Source organism: Rhodovulum sp. ES.010, from assembly GCF_900142935.1.
In the GTDB taxonomy this organism is placed as follows: domain Bacteria; phylum Pseudomonadota; class Alphaproteobacteria; order Rhodobacterales; family Rhodobacteraceae; genus Rhodovulum.
The window spans coordinates 1,569,456-1,591,109 of record NZ_FSRS01000001.1; the positions used below are offsets into that span (position 1 = coordinate 1,569,456).

The following is a 21,654-nucleotide window of genomic DNA, read 5'->3' on the forward strand; positions in this document are numbered from 1 at the left end:
CGGACCTCCCTCACCCCCACCATAAGCTCAGTGTTGACACATCGCAACCGTTCGTATTTCGTATACGAAATTTCACATACGGGACGCGAAGGGAGAGATCATGTCGGCACCGATCCGGGTTTTGCTCGCGAAAGTTGGCCTCGACGGCCATGACCGCGGCGTCAAGGTTGTCGCACGCACGCTGCGCGATGGCGGCATGGACGTCGTCTACACCGGGCTGCACAGGACGCCAGAGGAGGTCGTCACGGCCGCCGTGCAGGAAGACGTCGATATTCTCGGCGTCAGCCTGCTGTCCGGCGTCCAAATGACGGTCTTCCCCAAAATTTTCGCGCTGCTGAAGGAAAAGAATGTCGAAGACATGATCATCGTCGCCGGCGGCGTCATGCCCGATGAGGACGTCGCCGAACTCAAGAGGATGGGCGTTGCCGAAGTACTTTTGCAGGACACGCCACCGCAGCAGATCATCGATACTCTGACGAGCCTCGTCGAGGCGCGGGGTGCGCGCTGATGGCCGCGGGCATGGAGTACTGGTCATGGCCTCCGCGCTATGACGAAAACTATTCGCCGGATCCGGGCAGCAGATGTTGGTTTCCGCATCGCGAAACCATGCACGCGGCAGACCGTGAGGCAGCGATCCTGAAGCGCCTGCAAGAGGTCTGCGCTTATGCCTACGAACATGCGCCCTTCTATCGCAAGAAATGGGAAGAAAGCGGATTCCACCCCTCTCAACTGAAATCGCTTGAGGACTTCGAGTCCCGCGTGCCGGTGGTCAAGAAGGGTGATCTTCGAGCAGCCCAGGAGGCCCATCCACCTTTCGGCGATTACCTCTGTGTGCCGGAAAGTGAAGTCTTCCACGTCCACGGCACCAGTGGCACCACCGGTCGGCCGACCGCATTTGGCGTTTCACAAAACGACTGGCGCTCCATCGCCAACGCCCATGCGCGGATCATGTGGGCAATGGGCATGCGCCCGGGCGACACTATCTGTGTGGCCGCCATCTTCTCGCTCTACATGGGCAGTTGGGGAGCCTTAGCTGGGGCCGAGCGTCTTGGCGCCAAAGCGTTTCCTTTCGGTGCCGGAGCGGCTGGCATGTCCTCGCGCTGCGCCCAGTGGCTGGACATTTTGAAGCCTGCCGGCTTCTACGGCACCCCGACCTACGCCATCCACCTCGCCGAGACCGCCATCAGGGACGGGCGTGATCCGCGCAAGTTCGGTCTGAAATTCATGTTCTTCTCGGGCGAGCCGGGTGCGTCAATCCCCTCGATCCGTGAGCGCATCGAAGATCTGTACGGCGCCAAGGTTTATGACAGTGGCTCCATGGGCGAAATGACGCCCTGGATGCACGTCGCCGGGTCCGAGCAAACCCCGGGCATGATGTGCTGGCAGGACATCGTCTATACCGAAGTCTGCGATCCAAAAACGCACCATCGCGTTCCCTACGGGCAGCGCGGCACGCCAGTCTACACCCATCTTGAACGGACTTCGCAGCCAATGATCCGGCTGGAATCCGGCGATCTCACAGTGTGGACCAACGATGCCACTCCCTGCGGCCGGACATATCCGCAGCTACCCATGGGCATCATCGGTCGGATCGACGACATGATCACCATCCGGGGCGAGAACGTCTATCCGTCCGAGATCGAGGCAGCACTGAGCCAGCTTTCTGGTTACGGCGGCGAACATCGCATCTTCATCACCCGCGAGGGTACGATGGACGAAATGCTGATTTCGGTCGAGCAAGACGGCGAGGGCTGGGCACGCGGCGAGGACAGCCAAAAAGCCTTCCACGCAACCGTTGCCACGCAGCTGCACAACATGCTGGGCCTGCGCTCAGTGATCGAGATCGTCGCGCCAAACACTCATCTGCGGACCGACTTCAAGGCCAAGCGCGTCGTCGATGACCGGCAGGCCTTTATTGAGATGCAGGCCCGTCACCTGAAGGTGTCCTCCTGATGGCCCGGCGGTACATTCCGTCGCCTGATCTGATCGCGCCCGCTGCTGCTGGGGAAACCTGGGCTATCGCCCGGTTGATCAGCCGTGCCGAGGTTGGAGTGCCGGAAGTGCGCGAGGCCATCGGCCAGATCTACAAGCGCGCCGGCCGAGCGCATGTGATCGGGATCACCGGCGTGCCCGGCTCGGGCAAGTCCACCCTGGTCGGAAAACTGGTGAGACGGTTGCGCGGTGACGACCTGAAAGTTGCCGTCGTCGCGATCGACCCGTCCAGCCCTTATTCAGGTGGCTCGATCCTTGGCGACCGCATTCGGATGTCCGACCTCGTGCTGGACCCGAATGTCTTCATCCGGTCAATGGCTACGCGCGGCGCGGTCGGCGGCATGGCCCATGCGGCGCTCGACGTGGTGGACATCCTCGACCTCGCAGGCTTCGACAAGATCATCATCGAGACGGTCGGCGTTGGCCAGGACGAGGTGGAAATTGCCAAGTCCTCGCACACCACAGTCGTCGTCTCTGCCCCCGGCCTCGGCGACGAGATACAGGCGATCAAGGCAGGTATCCTCGAAATCGCTGATATCCATGTCGTCTCGAAATGCGACAGATCGGACGCCAACCGAACCCTCACCGATCTGAAGATGATGCTGAAAGATGGGATCAGCGGGGCGTTGACCCGGGGCTGGCTGCCGCCAGTCATCGGAACCTCCTCGGTTGACGGCGACGGTTTCGACGAGCTGGTCGCAACCTTCGACAAGCACCTGCAAAGCCTCGATGGCCCCGCTGGGGCAGAGCGCCGGGCGCAGATCTCGACCTTCCGCCTTCAGAAGGCGGCAGAGACCCTCATGCTCGAGCGGCTTCGCGACGAGGGTGAATTTGGCACTCAAGGACCGCGCGTTGCCTCGCGACAGACCGATCCCTACGCGGCGGCCAGCGCGATCGTGAAACAATTCTCCAGGGAGACCAACCATGTCTAAGACCATCAGCCAATCCACTCCCGAAGACATCAGGGCAACCGTGGAGGCCTGGGAAGAGAACGAAGTCGCCAACTTCATCGCCCGCGCGCCGGAGACGAAAGAACAGTACTACACGCTTGGCGATTTCCCGGTGAAACGCACATACACTGCTGCCGACATCGCCGACACCCCTGCCGAGGACATTGGCCTGCCCGGGCGGTATCCCTTCACCCGAGGCCCCTATCCGACCATGTATCGTGGCCGGAACTGGACGATGCGGCAGATCGCGGGGTTCGGTACGGGAGAGGACACCAACAAGCGGTTCAAGTTTCTGATCGAACAAGGGCAGACCGGCATTTCGACCGATTTCGACATGCCGACCCTGATGGGCTACGACAGCGACCACCCCATGTCCGACGGAGAAGTTGGTCGCGAGGGCGTGGCCATCGACACGCTCGCCGACATGCGGGCTCTTCTCGAAGGGATCGACCTCGAGAAAATCTCGGTTTCCCTGACGATCAACCCGACCGCATGGATCCTGCTCGCGATGTACATCGCGCTGTGTGAAGAACGCGGCTACGACCTCAACAAGGTCTCCGGCACTGTCCAGGCCGATATTCTAAAGGAGTATATGGCGCAGAAGGAGTATATCTATCCGATCGCTCCCTCGGTTCGGATCGTGCGCGATATCATCGGCTACACCACCAAAACGATGAAGCGCTATAACCCGATAAACATATCCGGTTACCACATTTCTGAGGCGGGTTCTTCGCCGATCCACGAGGCGGCGTTCACGCTGGCGAACCTCATCGTCTATGTTGATGAAGTTCTGAAAACCGGCGTCGATGTGGACGATTTCGCTCCGCGCCTTGCCTTTTTCTTTGTCTGCCAGGCGGATTTCTTCGAAGAGATCGCCAAATTTCGAGCGCTCCGTCGCTGCTACGCCAAGATCATGAAAGAGCGGTTCGGCGCCAAGAAGCCGGAATCCATGCGCCTGCGCTTCCATTGCCAGACGGCGGCCGCTTCGCTGACCAAGCCGCAGTACATGGTCAACGTTATGAGAACCACGACACAGGCGTTGGCTGCCGTTCTTGGCGGCGCACAGTCGTTGCATACCAACGGCTACGACGAAGCCTTCGCCATCCCCACTGAACACGCCATGTACTTAGCGCTCCGCACACAACAAGTAATCGCCGATGAAACCGGGGTGACGCAGGTCGTCGATCCGTTGGGTGGTTCCTATTTCGTGGAAAGCCTGACCAACGACTACGAGAAGAAGATCTTCGAGATCCTGGACGAAGTCGAAGAGCGCGGCGGCACCATCAAGCTGATCGAAGAAGGTTGGTTCCAAAAGCACATCGCGGACTTCGCCTATGAAACCGCGCTGCGAAAGCAGTCGGGCGAAAAGCCGGTCATCGGCGTGAACCGCTACGTTCTGGACGAAAGCGACGTCAAGATTGAGGTCCATCCCTACGACGAAACCACCGCCAAGCGTCAGATCGACCGCACCCAATCGGTTCGCGCGAACCGCGACGAAGCCAAGGTGCAAGCCCTTCTGGACCAGCTTGTCGAGGTTGCCAAGGACGATAGCCAGAACGTTATGCCGGTCACGATCGAATTGGTGAAGCAAGGGGCGACAATGGGCGACATCGTCGAGAAACTGAAAGGCATCTGGGGCGTCTATCGGGAAACTCCGGTCTTCTGATCGATGGGGCAACTTCGAAAGAAGGCCAAGGCCCTGTCACAACGAGTTAGAGAAGGCGACCGAGATGCAGCAGTCGAACTGCTACAGCACAGCGTCAAACTGGGCCACGGGAAGCTCGCCCTGCGCCGACTCTTTCTCGCTCGGGCGATGGGCGCAGCCGTTCCCAACGACGACCTTCGGTGCTGCCTGTCAATTTTCCACAAGTTGCCGCGCGCAACGACGGACGCGATGGCGGCAGAAGAACACCGCAAGGCAGCCCGCTACATGAAAAGAAAGAAGACGGATGGCTGATTACCTCGCCCCTTTGCGCGCCGACTATGACGGAAACTCCCCCGATCTGAAGGGCGCTCCGGCCTTTGCCGGGGAAGGTGCCGTTGTTCTGGGACGTACGACGCTGGGCGCCGCCGCTTGGCTTGGGGCTTGGTCCGTGATCCGGGCCGACGGGCACTATGTCCGGATTGGCGAGGACTTTCATCTCGGCGAACACGCGACCGTGCATATCGCTCATGACATTTACCCCACTCATATCGGCGACCGTGTGACAGCCGGAAAAGGAGCGGTGATACACGCGTGCACGTTGGGAGATGGCTGCGTTGTCGAACGCGAGGCCGTAATTCTCGATGGTTCGCGCATTGGCGCTGGCGCCGTGATTTCAGCCGGCTCTGTGGTTTTTCCACGAAGTGAATTGGAAGGCGGCTGGCTCTATTCTGGCAGCCCCGCCAAACCGGTCGCCCGCGTTTCCCCACCGGAACTGGAAGGTTTTCACCAGAAGATCCGCAATGCTGGAGCAAAGGACGACCCGGGCGATCACTGGCCCCAGCCCCGCCTCGACTGCTTCGTCGCCCCCTCCGCCCGGGTGCGCGGAACGGTTTCGGTCGGTGAAGGCGTGGGCGTCTGGTATGGCTGCCGCCTCGACGCAGGCGCGCATCGGATTGTCATCGGCGATGGCACCAACGTTCAGGACAACAGCATTCTATCTTGCGATGCGGCCGATATCTTGGTCGGCCCGGATGTCACCATCGGTCACAACGTGACCATATCCGACTGCAACATCGGGTCCAGCAGCCTGATCGGCATCGGATCGTTGATCGCCCCAGGAACGATTGTCGAAAGCGAAGTTCTCGTCGCCGCCGGCACCCATACAGAACCGGGCCAGCGACTGACCGCTGGCCAAGTCTGGGCAGGTCGCCCGGCGCGCCCGATCGCTCAAATGGACGAGCACAAACGCAAAATGACTGCGGATATCCTTTCGGTCTACCGCAACTACGCGGACAGCTTCCGCGCGTCGCCACACAGACCTTTGACCCAGCCTGCGGAGGACTGAAATGGGGAACCGACTTTCTAGAATCGTGACGCGCACGGGCGATGCCGGAAAGACCGGATTGTCCGACGGGTCTCGGGTGGACAAAGACACGCCACGGATGGAAGCCATCGGCACCATCGACGAACTGAACAGCCAGATCGGTTTTGCGCGCAGCCTCATCGCTGGGTCTGAGGACATGGAGGACATCCGGAACATGCTGGTTCTGGCGCAGCATGACCTGTTCGACTTGGGTGGCGCCCTGTCACTTCCAGGCGCGGACCTGTTGACCAAGGCGCATATCGATCGGATTGAGGCCAGCGCGGAACGCCTAAACGCGAAATTGCCGGCCTTGAAGGAGTTCATCCTGCCGGGTGGATCTCCTGCGGTGGGCGCTTTCCATGTTGCGCGCACCACCTGTCGGCGGGCCGAACGACGGTTACTTTCGCAGCTCGACTGTGATCCGCAGCCCGGAGCATTTGGGCTGGCGTATCTCAATCGTCTCTCTGATCTTTTGTTCATAATGGCCCGCACAGTCGGTGCCTCTGATGGAAGTGGCGAGCAATACTGGGAAGCTGGAAAGAGTTTGGCCTGATGCTCGTCAACCGAGGAACACACCGGTGATGAGCATGAATGTTGGGGTCATTGGCGCCGGTCAGATGGGATCCGGCATCGCGCAGGTCTTCGTTCAAGCTGGATACGACGTGATCCTGCACGATGTGTCCGACACCCAATTGAAAGCGGGATACGACCGGATAGCGCGAACCTTGGATCGCACAGTCGATAAGGGTCGCATGACCCGGACCGAGGCTGACGCGGCCCTTTCTCACCTGCGCCTTTCCGGATCGCTGGAGGAGATTGGCGCGACCGAACTGGTGGTCGAAAGCGCAACAGAAAACGAAACGATCAAACGCAAGATTTTTACCGACCTGACACCTCTTCTGGCCGAGCAAACGTTGCTCACGACCAATACGTCGTCACTGTCCATCACTCGCCTGGCCGCGATGACCGATCGCCCGGAACGGTTCATGGGGCTCCATTTCATGAACCCGGTCCCGGTCATGCAGCTGGTCGAGTTGATCCGGGGCATCGCGACGGACGCGGCAACTTTCAGAAGCATCGCCGGTGTCGTGGAACGGCTGGGTAAGACGGCCAGCACGTCGGAAGACTACCCCGCTTTCATCGTGAACCGGATTCTGATCCCAATGATCAACGAAGCGGTCTATGCACTGTATGAGGGAGTCGGGAATGTCACGTCGATCGATGTTTCCATGCGCCTTGGCGCAAACCACGCAATGGGCCCGCTGGAACTGGCGGATTTCATCGGACTGGATACCTGCCTCGCCATCATGAATGTTCTGAATGATGGCTTGGGAGATACAAAATACCGGCCTTGCCCGTTACTGGTCAAATATGTTGAGGCCGGGTGGCTGGGCAGAAAGGCAAGGCGCGGTTTCTACGATTACCGTGATCCGGATTCCGGACCGGTTCCCACACGGTGACTCAAGCCGAGGGTTTTGCGGCCCTCAGGATGTCGTTTCACACGGCGGCACTGGCGGTGACGCTCTGCCACAGCTTCGCGTCGTTGCAAGGCGTTGAGCATGGCTATCTGAGAGCGGTGCGTTGTCCGCCATCAGCATCGAAATTGGCCGGATCGAGCCAGGCCGCGAACCGTGCACGGATCGCCGGCCATTCCTCGTCCGTGATCGAGTACCAGGCCGTATCCCTGTTCTCGCCCTTGACGACCATGTGGTTGCGAAAGATCCCCTCGAACGTGAAACCAAACCGAAGCGCCGCACGTCGGGAGGGTTCGTTGCGCGCGTTGCAGCGCCACTGCCACCGGCGGTAGCGCAGGTCGCTCATGATGTGGTCGGCCAACAGGAAGAATGCTTCGGTCGCCACGCGACTGCGCGCGATCCGTGGCCCCCAAAGGATGTGGCCGATCTCGGCCGTGCCATGTTGCGGGACGATGTCCATCAGGCTCTGCCGTCCCTCCGTGCGCCCGGAGCGTTGGTCGATGACCGCAAAGAACATCGGGTCGCCGGATGCTGCTTTCGGAACGAGCCATGTGTCAAAGTCAGCGCGAGAGGTCGGGATCGGATCGGCGAGATACCTGTGCAGCCGCGCAGCGTGGGGTCCGGCCACCGCGTCATAGAGATCGTCGCCATGCCGTTCGGGATCGAGCGGTTCGAGCCGGCACCACCGACCTTGCAGAACCTGTCGCGCGGGCATGGGCCAGCATGACGGGAATGCGCGTTCCCCCATCCGCGCCTCACCTTGCATCCAGCATGACCTGGCTTGTCTCACGCTGCGCCCCGGATGATGCGAAGGCGTCGGCAAGCCGGCCAAGGCCGATCTCGATGTCCTGAAGGCTCGGCAGCGTATAGCTGAGCCGAAGCGTGTTGCCCCCGGACCCGTCGGCGAAGAAGGCCCGGCCCGGCACGAAGGCGACGCCGTGATCGGCGACCGCGTGCACGAGCAGCTCTTTCGTGTCGATGCCCCCGGGCAGCTCGACCCAGACGAACATGCCGCCATCAGGCCGGGTCCACCGACTGCCGGACGGGAGGGCGTCTCCAATGCGGGAGAGCATGGCGTCGCGCTTCTCCCGGTAGACATTCCGTGCACGCTCGGCCTGTGCATCATAGATCGTTCTTGCGAGGTGGAGCATCACGCGCTGATTGATGGCCGGGGAGTTCAGGTCGCTGCTCTGCTTGATGAGCGTCAGCCGGCTGACGATCTCGCGCGCGGCGCAAACCCAGCCGACCCTGAGACCCGGCGTGAAGATCTTGGAGAACGACCCGCAGTAGACGACGCGCGAGGCGTCGATGCCGCCCGCATCCCCTGCGTCGAGGGCAAGCATCGGCGCCTCGGCGATCCCGTCGAAGCGGAGAACCTCGTAGGGACTGTCCTCAATCACCGGCATGTCACGCGCGGCCGCCAGCGCGAGGATACCGCGACGCGCCTCCTCGCCCAAGGTTTCGCCGGTGGGATTGGCGAAGTCGGGAACCACATAGGCGAAGGCGTCGCGGCGCCCGGCCGCTCTTTCTTCTCCGTCGTCCAGTTCGACGCGTCCATTGTCCGAGATGCGCAGCGTTGCGTATGTGGGCCGGTTTGGCGCGAAAGCCTGCAACGCGCCCAGATAGGTCGGTGCAGTGACTGCGACCCTGTCGCCGGGCGACACGAAAAGCCTGCCGAGGAATTCGAGCGCCTGCTGCGAGCCGCTGGTGATCAGGATGTTCTCGGGGTCGCAGGGAACGCCCTTCGCGCGCATGTGCTCCACGATCCAGGCGCGCAGATCCGGGTCCCCTTCGCTCACGGAATACTGGAGCGCTCGGCGCGCCTCCTCACGGTCTCCGAGGATTGCGTCATACGCCTGCTGGATCAGGCCGGTCGGAAAGAGCGCCGGATCGGGGATGCCGCCGGCGAATGAGATCACGCCCGGCTGCTCGATGAGCTTCAGGAGTTCCCTGATTTCGGAAGCCTGGAAATCCTGCATGCCATCGGCGTAACGAGGCGCCCACGCGGCTTTCTCTCCCTTCATTTGTCACCCCTCGCCATTGACTGGCTTTCTTGCAGGCTCCCCTCTTCGGGGTCGCATCTGTGTTTTCGAAATAAAAACCCACGGACCGGCAACATGCTTCAGCCCTCCAATGCAGCGAGGCAGCGCCGGACTGCGGCCGGGAAGCCGATCAGCAGTGCATCCGCCGTCAGACCATGCCCGATCGAGACCTCTGCCAGATCGGGGATCGCGTGTCTGAGCGGCGGCAAGTTGTCGGCGGTCAGGTCGTGACCGGCGTTCATCTGGAGGGCCGGTCGATCGCCAGCCTGGTTGTGCCCCGTCATGCGCGCGGCTTCGGCGGTTGCGACGAGGTCGCTCAACGCGCGATCTGCCGAACGGGGATCGGATGCGCCGCCATACGGACCGGTGTAGAGTTCGATCCGCTCCGCACCGGTCTGCCACGCTGACATCGGCGCGTCCGCCATCGGATCGACAAACAAGGCGACCCGTAGCCCATGATGCTGCAAGTCGCGCACAACGGTCGCCAGCATGGCTCCGTGTTCGTCGAAGTCCCAGCCGTGGTCCGAGGTCGGCTGGTCCGGGCTGTCCGGTACGAGTGTGACCTGGTGCGCCTTGACGGACAGCGCGAGTTCGATGAACTCGCGTGTGGGATAGCCCTCTACGTTGAATTCCGCATGCGGGTAGTCCGAAGCGATCAGGGCCGAAAGGTCGCGCACGTCCGAAAACCGGATATGCCGCTGGTCGGGTCTTGGATGGACGGTGATCCCATGTGCCCCGGCATCAAGAACGGCGCGTGCCACCTCGAGAAGGTTCGGCCACGGCACGGCGCGCCGGTTGCGGAGATAGGCGACGGCGTTGAGGTTCACCGACAGTCTGGTCTTCATGAGCATTTCGTCTCCACCCTGCCGCGCTCTCTCGCGGCTTGAGGGCGCATCCGTTTCGCGCCTTGGTTTGTGATGTTGAGGCACGTTCACCAGCCAGCAGGGTCCGTACGCAATGGGCGTGCCGGATGCGGCCAACGGGGCTGTCGGCCACCGATGACCACGGGAAACCGAACCCGTCGTGCTGGCCCCCAGCCGGTGGCCTCGGAGACCAGATCGCCGTCCTCGATGGGCGCCATGTCTTCGAGCGGGTCCGTCGGGCCGGCGGAGACCAGAAGCTGTGCGGTGCGAGCAAGAGACAGGCGAGCCGAGACGACATCTCCGCGATCGCGCAAGATCCTCAGCGCACGCAAGGCAGCAGCCGCCATCAGGTAGCCTGTCGCGTGATCCAGCGCCTGCACCGGCAATGGCACAGGACGCTCCGCTCCGGATCGCGCCATGCCGGCGTCGGCGATCCCGCTGCTCATCTGCACCAGGCTGTCAAACCCCCGCCGACCCGCCCACGGGCCGGACCAGCCATAGGCATCGAGCGCGACCTCGATCATGTCCGGCGCAAGCGCACGTAGCCGATCCCCGTCATAGCCGAGCCCGGCCAGCGCGCCGGGCCGATAGCCATGCACCAGCACATCCGCTTGTCCGAGCAGGCCCTCGAACGTCGTCCGATCATCCGACCGGCGCAGGTCAAGGCCGGCCAGCTTCTTGCCGAGCGTCACCTCGGGCTCGAGGCCCGGCTCGCTCCACCCAGGCGGATCGATCCGGAGCACACTGGCGCCGAAGCCCGCCAGGAAGCGGGTTGCGACCGGTCCCGCGAGGACGCGTGTCAGGTCGAGGACGCGCAAGCCGTCGAGATCCTTCGGGGCCACTCCGCTGCTTTTCGTGCGCCAGGCGATCACGGGTTCTTTGGAAACCGCGATGCCTTGCGGATGCTCCGCCCATTCCGACAGGCTATGCATGGCCGCGGCAGCGCCGCCGGCGGCCACGACCGCGTCCTCGAGGTCCGATTTTCGCCACCCCCGGACCGCCTCGCCGACCGCGTCCCGTTCCGCAGCGCAGCCCAGAACCGACAAGGCCGCGTCCCGGTGGTGCGGCGCATTGGTGTGCAGCTTCACCCAGCCGTCTTGCGCCTCGTAGTCGCCGGCGATCGGGTCCCATGCGTCCGGAACGGCCCATCCGTCCGGGCGGAGGGTCATGCCGAACCAGATGAGGGTCCGACGGACATCGATCCCCACGTCGCGGAGGCCAAGCATACCGGCCAGCTCACGGGCTGCAGCGCCCACGCTCGCGACGGCGAGGTCGGAGACCGCAAACCACGCGGGCAGACTTGCAGGCGACGCCGTGCGGAGGGCCACATCGGGAGCGAAGCTGCGCCCCAGAGCTGTATCGATCTGGTTGTCAATCGTGCCGCGCATTGAGGAGCCCCCGAGTTTCAATGGCTTGGACATGGCCTGATAATCGCATGAGCCCGATAAGCCATTTGCTCACCTGCTCCGAAATACCGTTCTTCGCAGAATAAAACTGCAGCCGTGCAGAATCCGTCGAACCGATCAGGCGACCACCCCACCGGCGTGAAAGCGATGCTCGGCGCCTGGGCTTTCAGAGCTCAAGCCCTCTGCACATGAAACGCTGCTGTGGGACGGTGCGGGTCAGCGGCCCCGCCTGAGCGAAGCTCATCCTCCTTGACTCCTTTATTTAACGCCATTAATTTACGACTCATAAGTTTTGGAGTCAACATGGCAGCCCTCATCCGATCCAGCCTCTTCGTTCCCGGCGCCAGGACGCATCACGAGAGGTGGTCCTGATGGCGCGACCGAGAAAGCAGGATGCCCGGGATCTCAGGCTGCTTGCGATCGATGCCGCGATCTCGTTGCTGACCCAGCGGGAGTCGCCCGATCTATCGATGGCCGAAGTCGCGCGGATGATTGGCTGTTCGGCGCCGGCGCTTTATGCGCATTTCGCAGACAAGGACGACTTGCTCGACACTGTTCGGCAAACAGTGCTGGAGCGGCAAACCGCCGGAAAGAAGCGACGCTACGAACGCCCGACGAAAAGCGCCCTCGAGAACCTCGCGGACGGCGGCCATGCGTATCTTGATAACGCCGCGCGTGCGCCGGCGATCTATCGACTGATCTACTGCAGAACTCCGAAGTCGGAAGAAGCGACCGAAGCCGTCTCCCATCCGGCATTGACCGCGCTCGCGCGCGGCGTCGCGGCCTGTCAGGCCGAGGGCTATGCCACGGAGCATGCGCCAGAAGAGGTGGCGCGCATGCTTTGGTCAATGGTTCATGGCGCGGCTCTGCTCGCTCTCGACAGCGCCGAAGGACAAAGAGCCGATGCCTGGCGTGACGCCCATCGCTGCGTGGATCTCGCCATGGCTCTGATCCGGAGCGAGGACGCGGGACGCCTTGGCATTCCGATATCGGTGCCCAGCAAAACCGAAGGACCCAAAAGATGAAGTTGAAGACGACGGCGCTTGTCGCTACGGCAGCGATCCTTCTAGGGACCGCTGGCTATGTGGCTTACTCGACGCATGCCACCGAGGCGGAAATCGGCGAATTCGAGGCCACCGTGATGGAGACGGCGCCGCCGGCCGCTGCGGCGGTGTCGGGCGATGCGCTCGCTGAACTGCCTGCGCCAGTGCAGCGCTATTTTGCTTTCGTGTTTCCCGACGGGGTCGGAGCGGCGCCGAGGTGGGTGACATTCGAGCAGGCTGGCGATTTCCGGCGACCACAGACGGAAGGCTTTCAGCCGACAACTGCACGGCAGGTGATCGCCACCGCGGCTCCTGACCTCGTTTTTTCTGCTGACACTCCGCTCTGGGGGCCGATCTGGGCAAAGGCCTATGACGCTTTCATTGACGGCCAGATGGAGATGGGGGCCCGCCTCCTGTCGACCGTCTCTGTCATGCACGAAACGAGTTCGCCGGCGCTCGACCGTATATCGCTGCGTCGATGGCTTCTTGAAACGCCGGTGAACCCTTATGCGCTTCTGCCCGGCGGTCTCGTTCGCTGGGAGGCGATCGATGACGATGAAGCGCGCGCGGTCGTCGAAGCTCATGGCTACAGCGCAAGTCTCGTTGCGACCTTCGACGCACGCGGCGCTCTCGTGAGTTTGCATGCAGAGCAGGACGGAGACCTCACCACCCCCTATCACGGGTCCGGCGAACACGTATCGCGCGGCGATTATCGCCTCGTGGATGGAGTACGGATCCCAATGAGCTTCGAAGTCTCCAGGATGGCGGATGGTGTCCGATATCCGTTCTGGACGGGGCGCATCACGAATATCGACTTCGTCGTGGATGATCTCGGCGCAGGCGACAGCTGAATTCGGCAACCGCGCCACCCGATCTGCGGGCGATACGCCGACCAGAGGCGTCGCTCGCCCGCGCCACAGACCCCTCCCTGCAAACCACCAAGTGGAAAGACCACGTAATGGAATTGCTCTACCTATCGTTTGCGCTCGTTGTCTTCATCACTGCGGCGACGCCAGGCCCGACCGTCTTGCTTGCTCTGACCAACGGGTCGCGCTTCGGGGTTCCGCGCGCCACCTTCGGGATGCTTGGCGCCGCCGCTTCGGATCTCGTGCTTATTTCCGCCGCAGCCCTCGGCCTCGGGGCCGTACTTGCCGCATCGGCCTTCTGGTTCAATGTCGTGAAGTGGATTGGCGTTGGCTATCTCGCGTGGCTTGGGTTCCAGTTGCTCAGAGCACGAGGGGAACTCGGCGTCGAATTGCATGGCGCGGCGGAGGGGAAATCGGCGCCGGTCGCCGCGCCGCATGTTCTCTTTCGCAAGAGCTTTCTGGTGGCCGTTACCAATCCCAAGGGATACATGTTCGTCGCCGCGCTATTGCCCCAGTTCATCGACCAGACGGCTCCGCTCGCACCGCAGTACGTGATGTTGGCGATCATCTTCGTGTGCATCGATCTGCTGGTGATGGCGACCTATGCGGGCCTCGGTGTCGGGATGGTGAAGTTTCTCGCGCCCGCCCGTGTGATCCTCCTCGAGCGTTGCAGTGGTGGTGTGCTGATCGCTCTCGCAGGGATCCTCGCGACGACGAGACGGGCGACGTGATGAGCCGCAACTCGTCTCTACGAGTGTGCATCGAACAGGCCCACGAGCCATTCGTATGCGGTGCGCACCGCAGATGTCTCTCCGGTCTCCGGGTGGCGGAGCGCCCAGATCTCGCGCCTCAGGACCGGCGCCCCGGACTGGACGATGCCTGGAACCGCCTTCCCCAATTCGACGGGAAGAACGGCGCGGCCAGCTCCCGCGGCGACCGCCAGCGCCATGGCCATCGGATCGTTCGACCGCAGAGCCGGCTCCGACCCCGCAAGCGCGTCTTCGACATAGGCAGCCTCGGGCACATGCGAAAATCGCCTCGAATAGGTGACCCAGCCGAGGTCGGGCTGAGCCTGCTCGGGCTCGAACACGGCATAGGGAGCGACCCCCACCCGGCGGACGAGAAGCGTATCCGTGACATCCTGCGGCGCGCCGAGCCGGACGGCGATGTCAGTCTCCCAGTTCTCGAGCCGCACATTCGCCGGCTCGGTGTCCATCTCGATCGCAAGGTTTGGCGCCGTCGCGCGCAAGGCGCCGATGCCAGGCGCAATCACAAAGCGGGCAATGGTGGGAGGCGCGCTGATCCGGACGACACCGCTCGGGGAGTCTTTAAGGGCCTCGACCGAAATCAGGAACGCGCGTTCCGCGTCTTCCATCGCGCGCGCATGGTCCAGCAGTTGCCGGCCTTCTCCGCTCAGCCTGAGCGCGCCATGCGTCCGCACGAACAACGACAAGCCGATCGATTTTTCCAGCGCTTTCATGCGGCGACTGGCGGTCGTCGGGTCCATGGCGAGTTGGTCGGCCAGCGCATTGAGGGAACCGGCGCGATCCGCCGCAAGCAGCAGTTTCAGATCGTCCCAAGGCAGTCGCTCATGGCTCATTTCGGCATCCATGCAGTTTCTTACTGCACAATACCGCGTTCAGGCAGCTTTGGAACCTCGTTAGTCTGCCGTCGGATTTGCGAGCGCCATGTCGCCCTCCGCCAGTCCTGCAACATCACGCCATGGAGGGCCGGCCGACATGCCTGAGACTTCTGCCACCTATGCTGCCTTCCTGACCTTCGCTTTCGTCAGTTCGATCACGCCCGGGCCGAACAACCTGATGATCCTCGCGTCAGGCGCGGCCTTCGGCTGGCAGCGAACGCTCCCGCATATCGTCGGCACGGTGCTGGGATTTGCCATCATGGTCGCGGCTGTGACGCTCGGTCTGGGCACGCTATTGGGGCAAAACCCGGACGCGCTGGACGTCATTCGGTACGCAGGTGCGGCGTGGCTGCTCTGGCTTGCCTGGCGGCTCGCGCAACCGGCGCTGCAGGCGCCGTCGCGGACCGCATCGGCAGCGGAGGCGCCCGCAGACGCACGACCGATGACCGCCATGCAGGCGGCGCTGTTTCAATGGGTGAACCCGAAGGCCTGGACGATGATCGTCGGCGCCAGCGCCGCGTTTTCCGGCCTGTCGTCGGAGCCCGTTGAGCGGTCGGTGCTGATGACGCTCACCTTTCTGGCCGTGGCGCCCATCTGCATCGCACCGTGGCTGCTCGCCGGAAACGCCTTCAAGCGGCTGATGATGAACGGCGCGCACGCACGGCTCATCTCGCTCGCGATGGCCGGCATCGTCGCCGCCACGGCGATCACCACGGTCGTTACAGGATGAGGGCGCTGCGAGGGTCCAGCGCCTACGAAGGGATCATCTGGTGCCTGATCTTCGTCGTTCTCGACGCGTGTCAGGCGGTCTATCTCGGCGCGTATCTGCAGGAGATCGACAGCTTCCTTCTCGGGGGCCTTGTCTTCGGCTCGGCGGCGGTGCTCTGCCTGTGCTGGTCCGCGATCCGAACTCCGCAGCAGCTGAGACTTGCAGGCACCGAGTGGAAGGATGTCCTCGGCCTCAATCTGACCGTTACCTTCGGCTGGCTCCTCTACTTCTTCGGCGTCCAGCTGATCGAGCCGGCCGTGGCCTTCACGCTCTTCTCCGGCGCCATCCCCGTCGCCACGGTCGCGCTGTCCTACCTTGGGGTGGCCGAAGCCGAGGCGCCGCGAAACAGGTCCGAGTGGATCGGGCTAGGCATCATCACGACCGCTCTCGTGTTTCTCGCGGGCATTACGCTGCTCGGGTTCAGCGGTTTTGTCCGTGGTGGAGAGACGGCCGCGATCTCGGGGCTGATCGCGTCCTTCGTCGGCGGCGTGTTCATCACCGGCATGCTGCTCTATGGGCAGCGCCTGCATCGCAAGGGCCTCGGCCCCACGACGCAGTTCGGGCTTCGCTTTCCGCTTTTCCTCGTGGTGACCTTCGCGGGTTACATGCTGGGGCTCGACGCCAAGGGGCCGGTCGCCTGGCAGGATCTGCTCGTGGCCTATGCCTTTGGCATGCTCCTTTTGGCCTTCCCCATCTATGCCGTTCAGAAGGCCATCTCGCTGACGACGTCCCTGACGATCGCTGCCGTCGCATCGACAGCGCCCCTGCTGATCTTCGTCCTGCAGATGATAGAGGGCCGGGTCGACGTCTCGCTGCTGACCTCGGCCGGTCTCATCGTCTTCTTTGCCGGCTCCCTCGTCTCGCTCTCGGGCGCTGCAACCGCCATTTCGAAGCCAGACACCGACAGGAAAGCCGCACCATGAGCAGCCCGTCCCCCGATACCGTTGCCGTTCGATCGGTCTCTGAACTCACGCCGGAAATCGTCGATGTCCTCGACGCGCACCGTCGGCATAGCGCCGAGAACTATCCCGGCGAGAGCGACCACAGCTTGTCGGCTGAAGACCATGTCAGCGAAGGGCTTCACCTCTTCTCTGCATGGATGGGAGCCGTGTGCGTCGGGATCGTCGGGCTTCGCGTCATGGATGCGTCCAACGCGGAGTTGAAATCGATGCACGTGCTGGAGACGGCGCGGGGCGCCGGCGTCGGCCGGAAGCTGCTTGATGAGGTCCTCGACCAGTCACGACGACGCGGATACGCGAAACTCTGGCTCGAGACGGGCACCCGGCCAGCCTCCGCTGCAGCGCGCAGACTCTACGCGCAAGCCGGCTTCAGGGAATGCCTGCCATTCGGGGAGTATGCCGAAGATCCCGAGAGCGTATTCATGGTTTTGGATCTGACATGATCGCCATCCCGCCAGAAGCCTCGGAGGCTGGCCGATGATGTCCGCGCCAGCCAGCCTGTTCGCGCCGTTCGCCCTGCCGAACGGCGTCGTCCTGAAGAACCGGATCGTGAAATCCGCGATGTCGGACTCGCTCGGCGACGGTCGCGGGACACCGACAGAAGCGCAGATGCGGCTCTATGAACGCTGGGCCGGCGGCGGCGTGGCCGCGTCGATCATCGGCGAGGTCCAGGGCGATCCGCGCTTTGCCGAGAAGCCAGGCAACATCGTTCTGAATGCGGCCTCAGACGCCGAAGCCTTCGCCCGTCTGGCGCGGCGCGGCACTGCAGGCGGGGCGCAACTCTGGTTGCAGCTCGGTCACGCCGGTGCGCTGACGCCGCCATCGATCGGAACGCCCAAGGGACCGAGCGCCATCGACATGCCGGAGCTGCGGGCGGAGGAACTGTCGCTTGCCGAGATCCGGGCGCTGCCAGTCCGTTTCGCGGAGACGGCGCGGCGCGCGGAAAACGTCGGCTTCTCGGGTATTCAGCTCCACGCCGCGCATGGCTTTCTGTTGAGCCAGTTCCTCTCGCCTCTCTTCAACCTCAGGGGCGATGCTTATGGCGGCTCCATCGCAGGTCGCATGCGGCTTGTCCTCGAGACCATTGAGGCCGTGCGCAGCGCCGTCTCGCCCGGTTTCACGGTGGCCCTCAAGCTGAACGCAAGCGATCAACTTGAGGGCGGGCTGGTGCCCGAGGATGCGCTTCGCGTCATCGGGGCGCTCGACGGACGTGGACTGGACCTGATCGACATCAGCGGCGGGACATACTTCCCCGGCGCGCCGTCGAGTTCCGACCGCGCATCGAGCGGGCCCTATTTCCTGGACTTCGCCAAAGCCGCGCGCAGCCGGACAAGCGTCCCGCTAATGGCGACCGGCGGTTTCAAGCGACGCGTGGAGGCCGAGGCGGCCTTGAGAGTGGGCGCAGTTGATCTCATTGGCCTTGCGCGCGCGCTTGTGCTGGACCCTGGCCTCCCCACGACATGGAAAGAGAACGGCCCCGACCCGGCGTTTCCGCGGTTTGCAGCGACGCCGCCGGGGGGCGTCACGGCGTGGTTCACCATGCGCCTCACCGAGATCGGCGAAGACCGGGAGGGCGAGGATGCGGCCGACGCCATCGCCGCGCTCGCACTCTATGAGGCGCGCGACGCAGCCCGCGTGCCGCTCTGGAACGAGACGTTCCATGGCGATCCACGCATGACCTGGCACGCCACATGACGGAAACTGACCCTCTGGCCATCGAGATCGGCCCCGCCACCTGGCCGACGTTCGAGGCGGTGATGGGCGCCAATGGCGGCTGCGGCGGCTGTTGGTGCATGCTCTGGCGCCGGACGGCGAAGGAGATGGAAGCGAGCAAAGGGGACGGAAACCGCCGCGCGATGCGAAAGATATTCGAGGACGGCGCCGTCCCGGGGCTGGTCGCGATGAGCGGCGACGCGCCCGCTGGCTGGATCCAGATCGACCGGCGCGCAGCGTTTCCACGCCTCGCGTCATCGCGCGTGTTGAAGCCCGTCGACGATGAAGATGTCTGGAGCGTTTCCTGCTTCTTCATCGAGAAGCGCTTCCGCCGTCAGGGCCTGTCGCGTCGCCTCCTGCGCGCCGCGGTCGACTGGGCCGGGTCCCAGGGCGCCCCGGTCGTCGAAGGCTATCCGATCGACACGCCACGGGCGAAATACCCGCCTGTCTATGCCTGGACAGGGTTCGCCCAAGCCTTTCGCGACGCCGGGTTCGTCGAGGTTGCGCGACGTTCGGAGACGCGTCCGATCATGCGCAAACGGCTGGCTCCGACGAACCCGTGCAGCCCGATCAGTCGGAACTGCCGTCAGATGTATGCCGGTACGGCGCCAGGGAATTCGAAAGGGGAGACACCGTGATCCAGGGCTTGAGCCACATGACTTTCATCGTGAGGGACCTCGACAAGATGGAAGAGGTGCTGACGCAGGTTCTCGATGCGAGGAAGATCTACGACAGCGGCGAGAAGACCTTTTCGCTGTCCAAGGAGCGGTTCTTCGATATCGGCGGCATCTGGGTCGCGACGATGGAGGGCGAACCGCTCCCGACCCGGACGTACAACCACGTCGCCTTCAAGATGGCGCCGGACGACTACGACGACAGGCTGCAACGGATCATGTCTCTTGGTCTCGAGGTCAGGGAGGGCCGGTCACGCGTTCCGGGCGAGGGCCACTCGATCTACTTCCACGACCACGACAATCACCTGTTCGAATTGCACAGCGGCACTCTCGAGGAACGCCTGAGGCGCTATGCCGATGCGTGAACCCAGCTGGCAACCAAGGCCCCTGGAATGGGGTTTCACCATCCCTGTTGTCCTGAGACGCTCATGGTGTGGCCGAAACTCGGAGACGGCCCGACAGGTCAGAGTTGCCGCCGATCCCTCGGCCTCGCCGAGCCGCCTTGCGTCTACACGCCTTCCGAGGGAGTCCCCGGCATGCTGAAAATCTCCGGGAGATGCGAATGCGGAGCGGTGTCTTTCGAAGCAACGGGAGTCAGAGAAACGGTGACTGTGTGCCATTGCAGCCAGTGCCGCAGGACTAGCGGTCATCTCTGGGCATCGACGCACGCGCCTTTCGATAGCGTCACGTTCCTAGAAGATCGCGGCCTTCGCTGGTTCGCCTCCTCCGAGACGGCGAAGCGTGGCTTTTGCCAACATTGCGGCTCCAGCCTCTTCTATCGGATGAACGACGAGACGGGCATCGGCATCGCTGCCGGCTGCATCGACGACACGTCCGATCTGCGGCTCGGGAAGCACATATTCGTCTCGAGCAAGGCCGATTACTATCCCGAGCCGGATGATGCCCCTCTCTTTCGTGAAGACTAGAATCCTGAAAGGAGGCCATTTTTGCCGCCAGATATTTCTGTCGTAGCAACGGTTCTGCTTCTCTACGCGGCGGTCGTTATCAGCCCTGGGCCGAACTTCGCGCTGATATCGCGTTTGGCCATTTCAGGCGCCAGACAGACCGCTGTGGGCGCCACACTCGGCTTGGCATGTGCAGCGACTCTTTATGCTGTCCTCAGCATGTCCGGGCTCGCCGTCGTGCTCGCTCGGATCGGATGGCTAGCGGGTGCCGTCCAGGTCGCAGGCGGTCTGTTCCTTGTCTATCTCGGCGTCGCGAGCTGGGTTCGGCCGAAGATTCAAGGGGGCGCCGAGACCACGCCGGTTGAAGGCGACGGCCTGAAGCGCGGCATCGGTCTCGGCTTGCTCGTCAACCTGGGGAACCCCAAAGGGATCGCGTTCTTCATCAGTCTATACGCAGCCACCATTCCGCCAGGTACGGCGCTTTCAAGCAAGATCATGATCCTGATGGGCGGCTTCGCGCTCGAACTCCTCTGGTATGGGCTGGTTCTCTCGCTTTTGTCTTCCGGTCCCGCCCGACAAGCCTACAGCAAGGCAGGCGACTGGATCGAAAGGTGCATTGGAGCGATGCTGATAGGGTTCGGACTGAAGCTCATCTTCGCGCCGAAAGGATGAAGGAATTGGCTGATCGAAATCCACGTCTGACGATTTGGGACATGATATGACCGGCGTGCTTCTCGCTTTTGGCGTTTTCCTCATCGGGATGGTGACACCTGGTCCGAACATCATGTCGATAATCGCGACATCGATGTCCATGGGCCGCAGGCAGGGGTCAGCACTGGCGATCGGGACGGCTGTCGGGACTCTCTTGTGGGCCAGCCTTGCCGCTCTGGGATTGACCGCACTCCTGTCCGCAGTTGCCGGATTGATGGTCGTGATCAAGTCTTTGGGTGCTGCCTACCTTCTATGGCTTGCCTTGAAAGCATTTCGGTCGGCGGCGTCCCACAAGGGCATCTCCGGAGCGCCCCCGGGCGCCTTGGGAAGTGAACTGGCCTATTTCCGACGAGGCCTCATCATTCAGATGACCAATCCCAAGGCAGCAATGGTCTGGGTTGCCACGATGTCACTTGCGCTGAGCGAAGGCTCATCGATTCTGGTGCTTGGCATCGTCGTTGTCGGCTGCAGCCTGATCTCGTTCGCAGGCCACCTGGCCTACGCTCTGATGTTCTCGACGCCCCGCATCATGGCGCGCTACGCAAAGTCCCGACGCTGGCTTGAATTCGCGCTTGGGACATATTTCTGCTTTGCGAGCTACAAACTGGCGACGATGAGAGTCTGAGGGAACGCATG

General features: G+C 62.9%; 24 protein-coding genes. 19 read left to right on the top strand and 5 right to left on the bottom strand.

The window, feature by feature from the left end; genetic code table 11:
• The first annotated feature begins 100 nt into the window (after positions 1–100).
• The 7 genes from BUR28_RS07650 to BUR28_RS07685 all read left to right on the top strand — a co-directional run bounded on the left by BUR28_RS07650 (position 101) and on the right by BUR28_RS07685 (position 7,410).
• Positions 101–508, top strand: coding sequence for a cobalamin B12-binding domain-containing protein (locus tag BUR28_RS07650; RefSeq protein WP_074219584.1), 408 nt, complete (start codon positions 101–103; stop codon positions 506–508).
• On the top strand, positions 508–1,953 hold the full coding sequence (locus tag BUR28_RS07655; RefSeq protein WP_074219585.1) for a phenylacetate--CoA ligase family protein: 1,446 nt from the start codon (positions 508–510) through the stop codon (positions 1,951–1,953). The genes BUR28_RS07650 and BUR28_RS07655 overlap by 1 nt, the downstream gene beginning before the upstream one ends.
• Positions 1,953–2,924 carry a methylmalonyl Co-A mutase-associated GTPase MeaB gene (gene meaB, locus BUR28_RS07660; RefSeq protein ID WP_074219586.1) on the top strand — a complete coding sequence of 324 codons (972 nt, stop codon included), beginning with the start codon at positions 1,953–1,955 and terminating at the stop codon, positions 2,922–2,924. Before BUR28_RS07655 ends, meaB begins: the two co-directional genes overlap by 1 nt.
• Complete coding sequence (locus BUR28_RS07665) at positions 2,917–4,608, top strand: methylmalonyl-CoA mutase family protein (RefSeq protein WP_074219587.1); 1,692 nt, start codon at positions 2,917–2,919, stop codon at positions 4,606–4,608. The genes meaB and BUR28_RS07665 overlap by 8 nt, the downstream gene beginning before the upstream one ends.
• A gap of 283 nt (positions 4,609–4,891) precedes the next feature.
• Positions 4,892–5,932 carry a gamma carbonic anhydrase family protein gene (locus BUR28_RS07675; RefSeq protein WP_074219589.1) on the top strand — a complete coding sequence of 347 codons (1,041 nt, stop codon included), beginning with the start codon at positions 4,892–4,894 and terminating at the stop codon, positions 5,930–5,932.
• A gap of 25 nt (positions 5,933–5,957) precedes the next feature.
• Complete coding sequence (locus BUR28_RS07680; RefSeq protein WP_254813705.1) at positions 5,958–6,503, top strand: cob(I)yrinic acid a,c-diamide adenosyltransferase; 546 nt, start codon at positions 5,958–5,960, stop codon at positions 6,501–6,503.
• A gap of 28 nt (positions 6,504–6,531) precedes the next feature.
• Positions 6,532–7,410: a 3-hydroxybutyryl-CoA dehydrogenase gene (locus BUR28_RS07685; RefSeq protein WP_074219591.1), complete on the top strand. Its 879-nt coding sequence runs from the start codon at positions 6,532–6,534 to the stop codon at positions 7,408–7,410.
• Between the two features lie 103 nt (positions 7,411–7,513).
• Here the strand turns inward: BUR28_RS07685 and BUR28_RS07690 are convergent, their stop codons facing one another.
• The 4 genes from BUR28_RS07690 to BUR28_RS07705 form a co-directional block, all read right to left on the bottom strand.
• Positions 7,514–8,140: a GNAT family N-acetyltransferase gene (locus tag BUR28_RS07690; protein ID WP_074219592.1), complete on the bottom strand. Its 627-nt coding sequence runs from the start codon at positions 8,138–8,140 to the stop codon at positions 7,514–7,516.
• 40 nt (positions 8,141–8,180) lie between these two features.
• Positions 8,181–9,449, bottom strand: coding sequence for an aminotransferase-like domain-containing protein (locus BUR28_RS07695; RefSeq protein WP_254813706.1), 1,269 nt, complete (start codon positions 9,447–9,449; stop codon positions 8,181–8,183).
• A gap of 98 nt (positions 9,450–9,547) precedes the next feature.
• Positions 9,548–10,312 (bottom strand): pyridoxine 5'-phosphate synthase, encoded by a 765-nt coding sequence (locus BUR28_RS07700; RefSeq protein WP_074221556.1) that lies wholly within the window; start codon positions 10,310–10,312, stop codon positions 9,548–9,550.
• An 86-nt stretch (positions 10,313–10,398) separates the two neighbouring features.
• The gene (locus BUR28_RS07705; RefSeq protein WP_083626511.1) at positions 10,399–11,751 is read right to left on the bottom strand and encodes a CoA transferase; all 1,353 of its coding nucleotides are present in this window, start codon (positions 11,749–11,751) and stop codon (positions 10,399–10,401) included.
• Between the two features lie 356 nt (positions 11,752–12,107).
• Here BUR28_RS07705 and BUR28_RS07710 point away from each other — a divergent pair, with 356 nt between their 5' ends.
• The 3 genes from BUR28_RS07710 (at position 12,108) to BUR28_RS07720 (ending at position 14,376) form a co-directional block, all read left to right on the top strand.
• A complete protein-coding gene (locus tag BUR28_RS07710) occupies positions 12,108–12,761 on the top strand; it encodes a TetR/AcrR family transcriptional regulator (RefSeq protein WP_139307523.1) in 654 nt (217 codons plus the stop codon).
• Positions 12,758–13,630: a DUF6920 family protein gene (locus tag BUR28_RS07715; protein ID WP_074219596.1), complete on the top strand. Its 873-nt coding sequence runs from the start codon at positions 12,758–12,760 to the stop codon at positions 13,628–13,630. Before BUR28_RS07710 ends, BUR28_RS07715 begins: the two co-directional genes overlap by 4 nt.
• Positions 13,631–13,737: 107 nt before the next feature.
• The gene (locus tag BUR28_RS07720; RefSeq protein ID WP_074219597.1) at positions 13,738–14,376 is read left to right on the top strand and encodes a LysE family translocator; all 639 of its coding nucleotides are present in this window, start codon (positions 13,738–13,740) and stop codon (positions 14,374–14,376) included.
• A gap of 17 nt (positions 14,377–14,393) precedes the next feature.
• On the opposite strand, the gene BUR28_RS07725 is transcribed toward BUR28_RS07720, so the two are convergent.
• Positions 14,394–15,245: a LysR family transcriptional regulator gene (locus BUR28_RS07725; protein WP_175566913.1), complete on the bottom strand. Its 852-nt coding sequence runs from the start codon at positions 15,243–15,245 to the stop codon at positions 14,394–14,396.
• A gap of 139 nt (positions 15,246–15,384) precedes the next feature.
• Between BUR28_RS07725 and BUR28_RS07730 the strand changes: the two genes are divergently transcribed.
• From BUR28_RS07730 to BUR28_RS07770, 9 genes are all read left to right on the top strand, one after another.
• Complete coding sequence (locus BUR28_RS07730) at positions 15,385–16,017, top strand: LysE family translocator (protein ID WP_074219599.1); 633 nt, start codon at positions 15,385–15,387, stop codon at positions 16,015–16,017.
• Complete coding sequence (locus BUR28_RS07735) at positions 16,014–16,979, top strand: EamA family transporter (RefSeq protein ID WP_074219600.1); 966 nt, start codon at positions 16,014–16,016, stop codon at positions 16,977–16,979. The genes BUR28_RS07730 and BUR28_RS07735 overlap by 4 nt, the downstream gene beginning before the upstream one ends.
• The gene (locus BUR28_RS07740; protein WP_074219601.1) at positions 16,976–17,458 is read left to right on the top strand and encodes a GNAT family N-acetyltransferase; all 483 of its coding nucleotides are present in this window, start codon (positions 16,976–16,978) and stop codon (positions 17,456–17,458) included. Before BUR28_RS07735 ends, BUR28_RS07740 begins: the two co-directional genes overlap by 4 nt.
• A 37-nt stretch (positions 17,459–17,495) precedes the next feature.
• Positions 17,496–18,710, top strand: coding sequence for an oxidoreductase (locus tag BUR28_RS07745; RefSeq protein ID WP_074221557.1), 1,215 nt, complete (start codon positions 17,496–17,498; stop codon positions 18,708–18,710).
• The gene (locus tag BUR28_RS07750; protein ID WP_254813707.1) at positions 18,707–19,366 is read left to right on the top strand and encodes a GNAT family N-acetyltransferase; all 660 of its coding nucleotides are present in this window, start codon (positions 18,707–18,709) and stop codon (positions 19,364–19,366) included. The genes BUR28_RS07745 and BUR28_RS07750 overlap by 4 nt, the downstream gene beginning before the upstream one ends.
• Positions 19,363–19,767, top strand: a complete 405-nt coding sequence (gene fosX, locus BUR28_RS07755; protein ID WP_074219602.1) for a FosX/FosE/FosI family fosfomycin resistance hydrolase — start codon at positions 19,363–19,365, stop codon at positions 19,765–19,767. The genes BUR28_RS07750 and fosX overlap by 4 nt, the downstream gene beginning before the upstream one ends.
• 171 nt (positions 19,768–19,938) lie before the next feature.
• Positions 19,939–20,328 (top strand): GFA family protein, encoded by a 390-nt coding sequence (locus BUR28_RS07760; protein WP_074219603.1) that lies wholly within the window; start codon positions 19,939–19,941, stop codon positions 20,326–20,328.
• A 21-nt stretch (positions 20,329–20,349) separates the two neighbouring features.
• Positions 20,350–20,979 carry a LysE family translocator gene (locus BUR28_RS07765; protein WP_074219604.1) on the top strand — a complete coding sequence of 210 codons (630 nt, stop codon included), beginning with the start codon at positions 20,350–20,352 and terminating at the stop codon, positions 20,977–20,979.
• Positions 20,980–21,025: 46 nt separating this feature from the next.
• A complete protein-coding gene (locus BUR28_RS07770; protein ID WP_074221558.1) occupies positions 21,026–21,643 on the top strand; it encodes a LysE family translocator in 618 nt (205 codons plus the stop codon).
• Positions 21,644–21,654 lie beyond the last annotated feature (11 nt).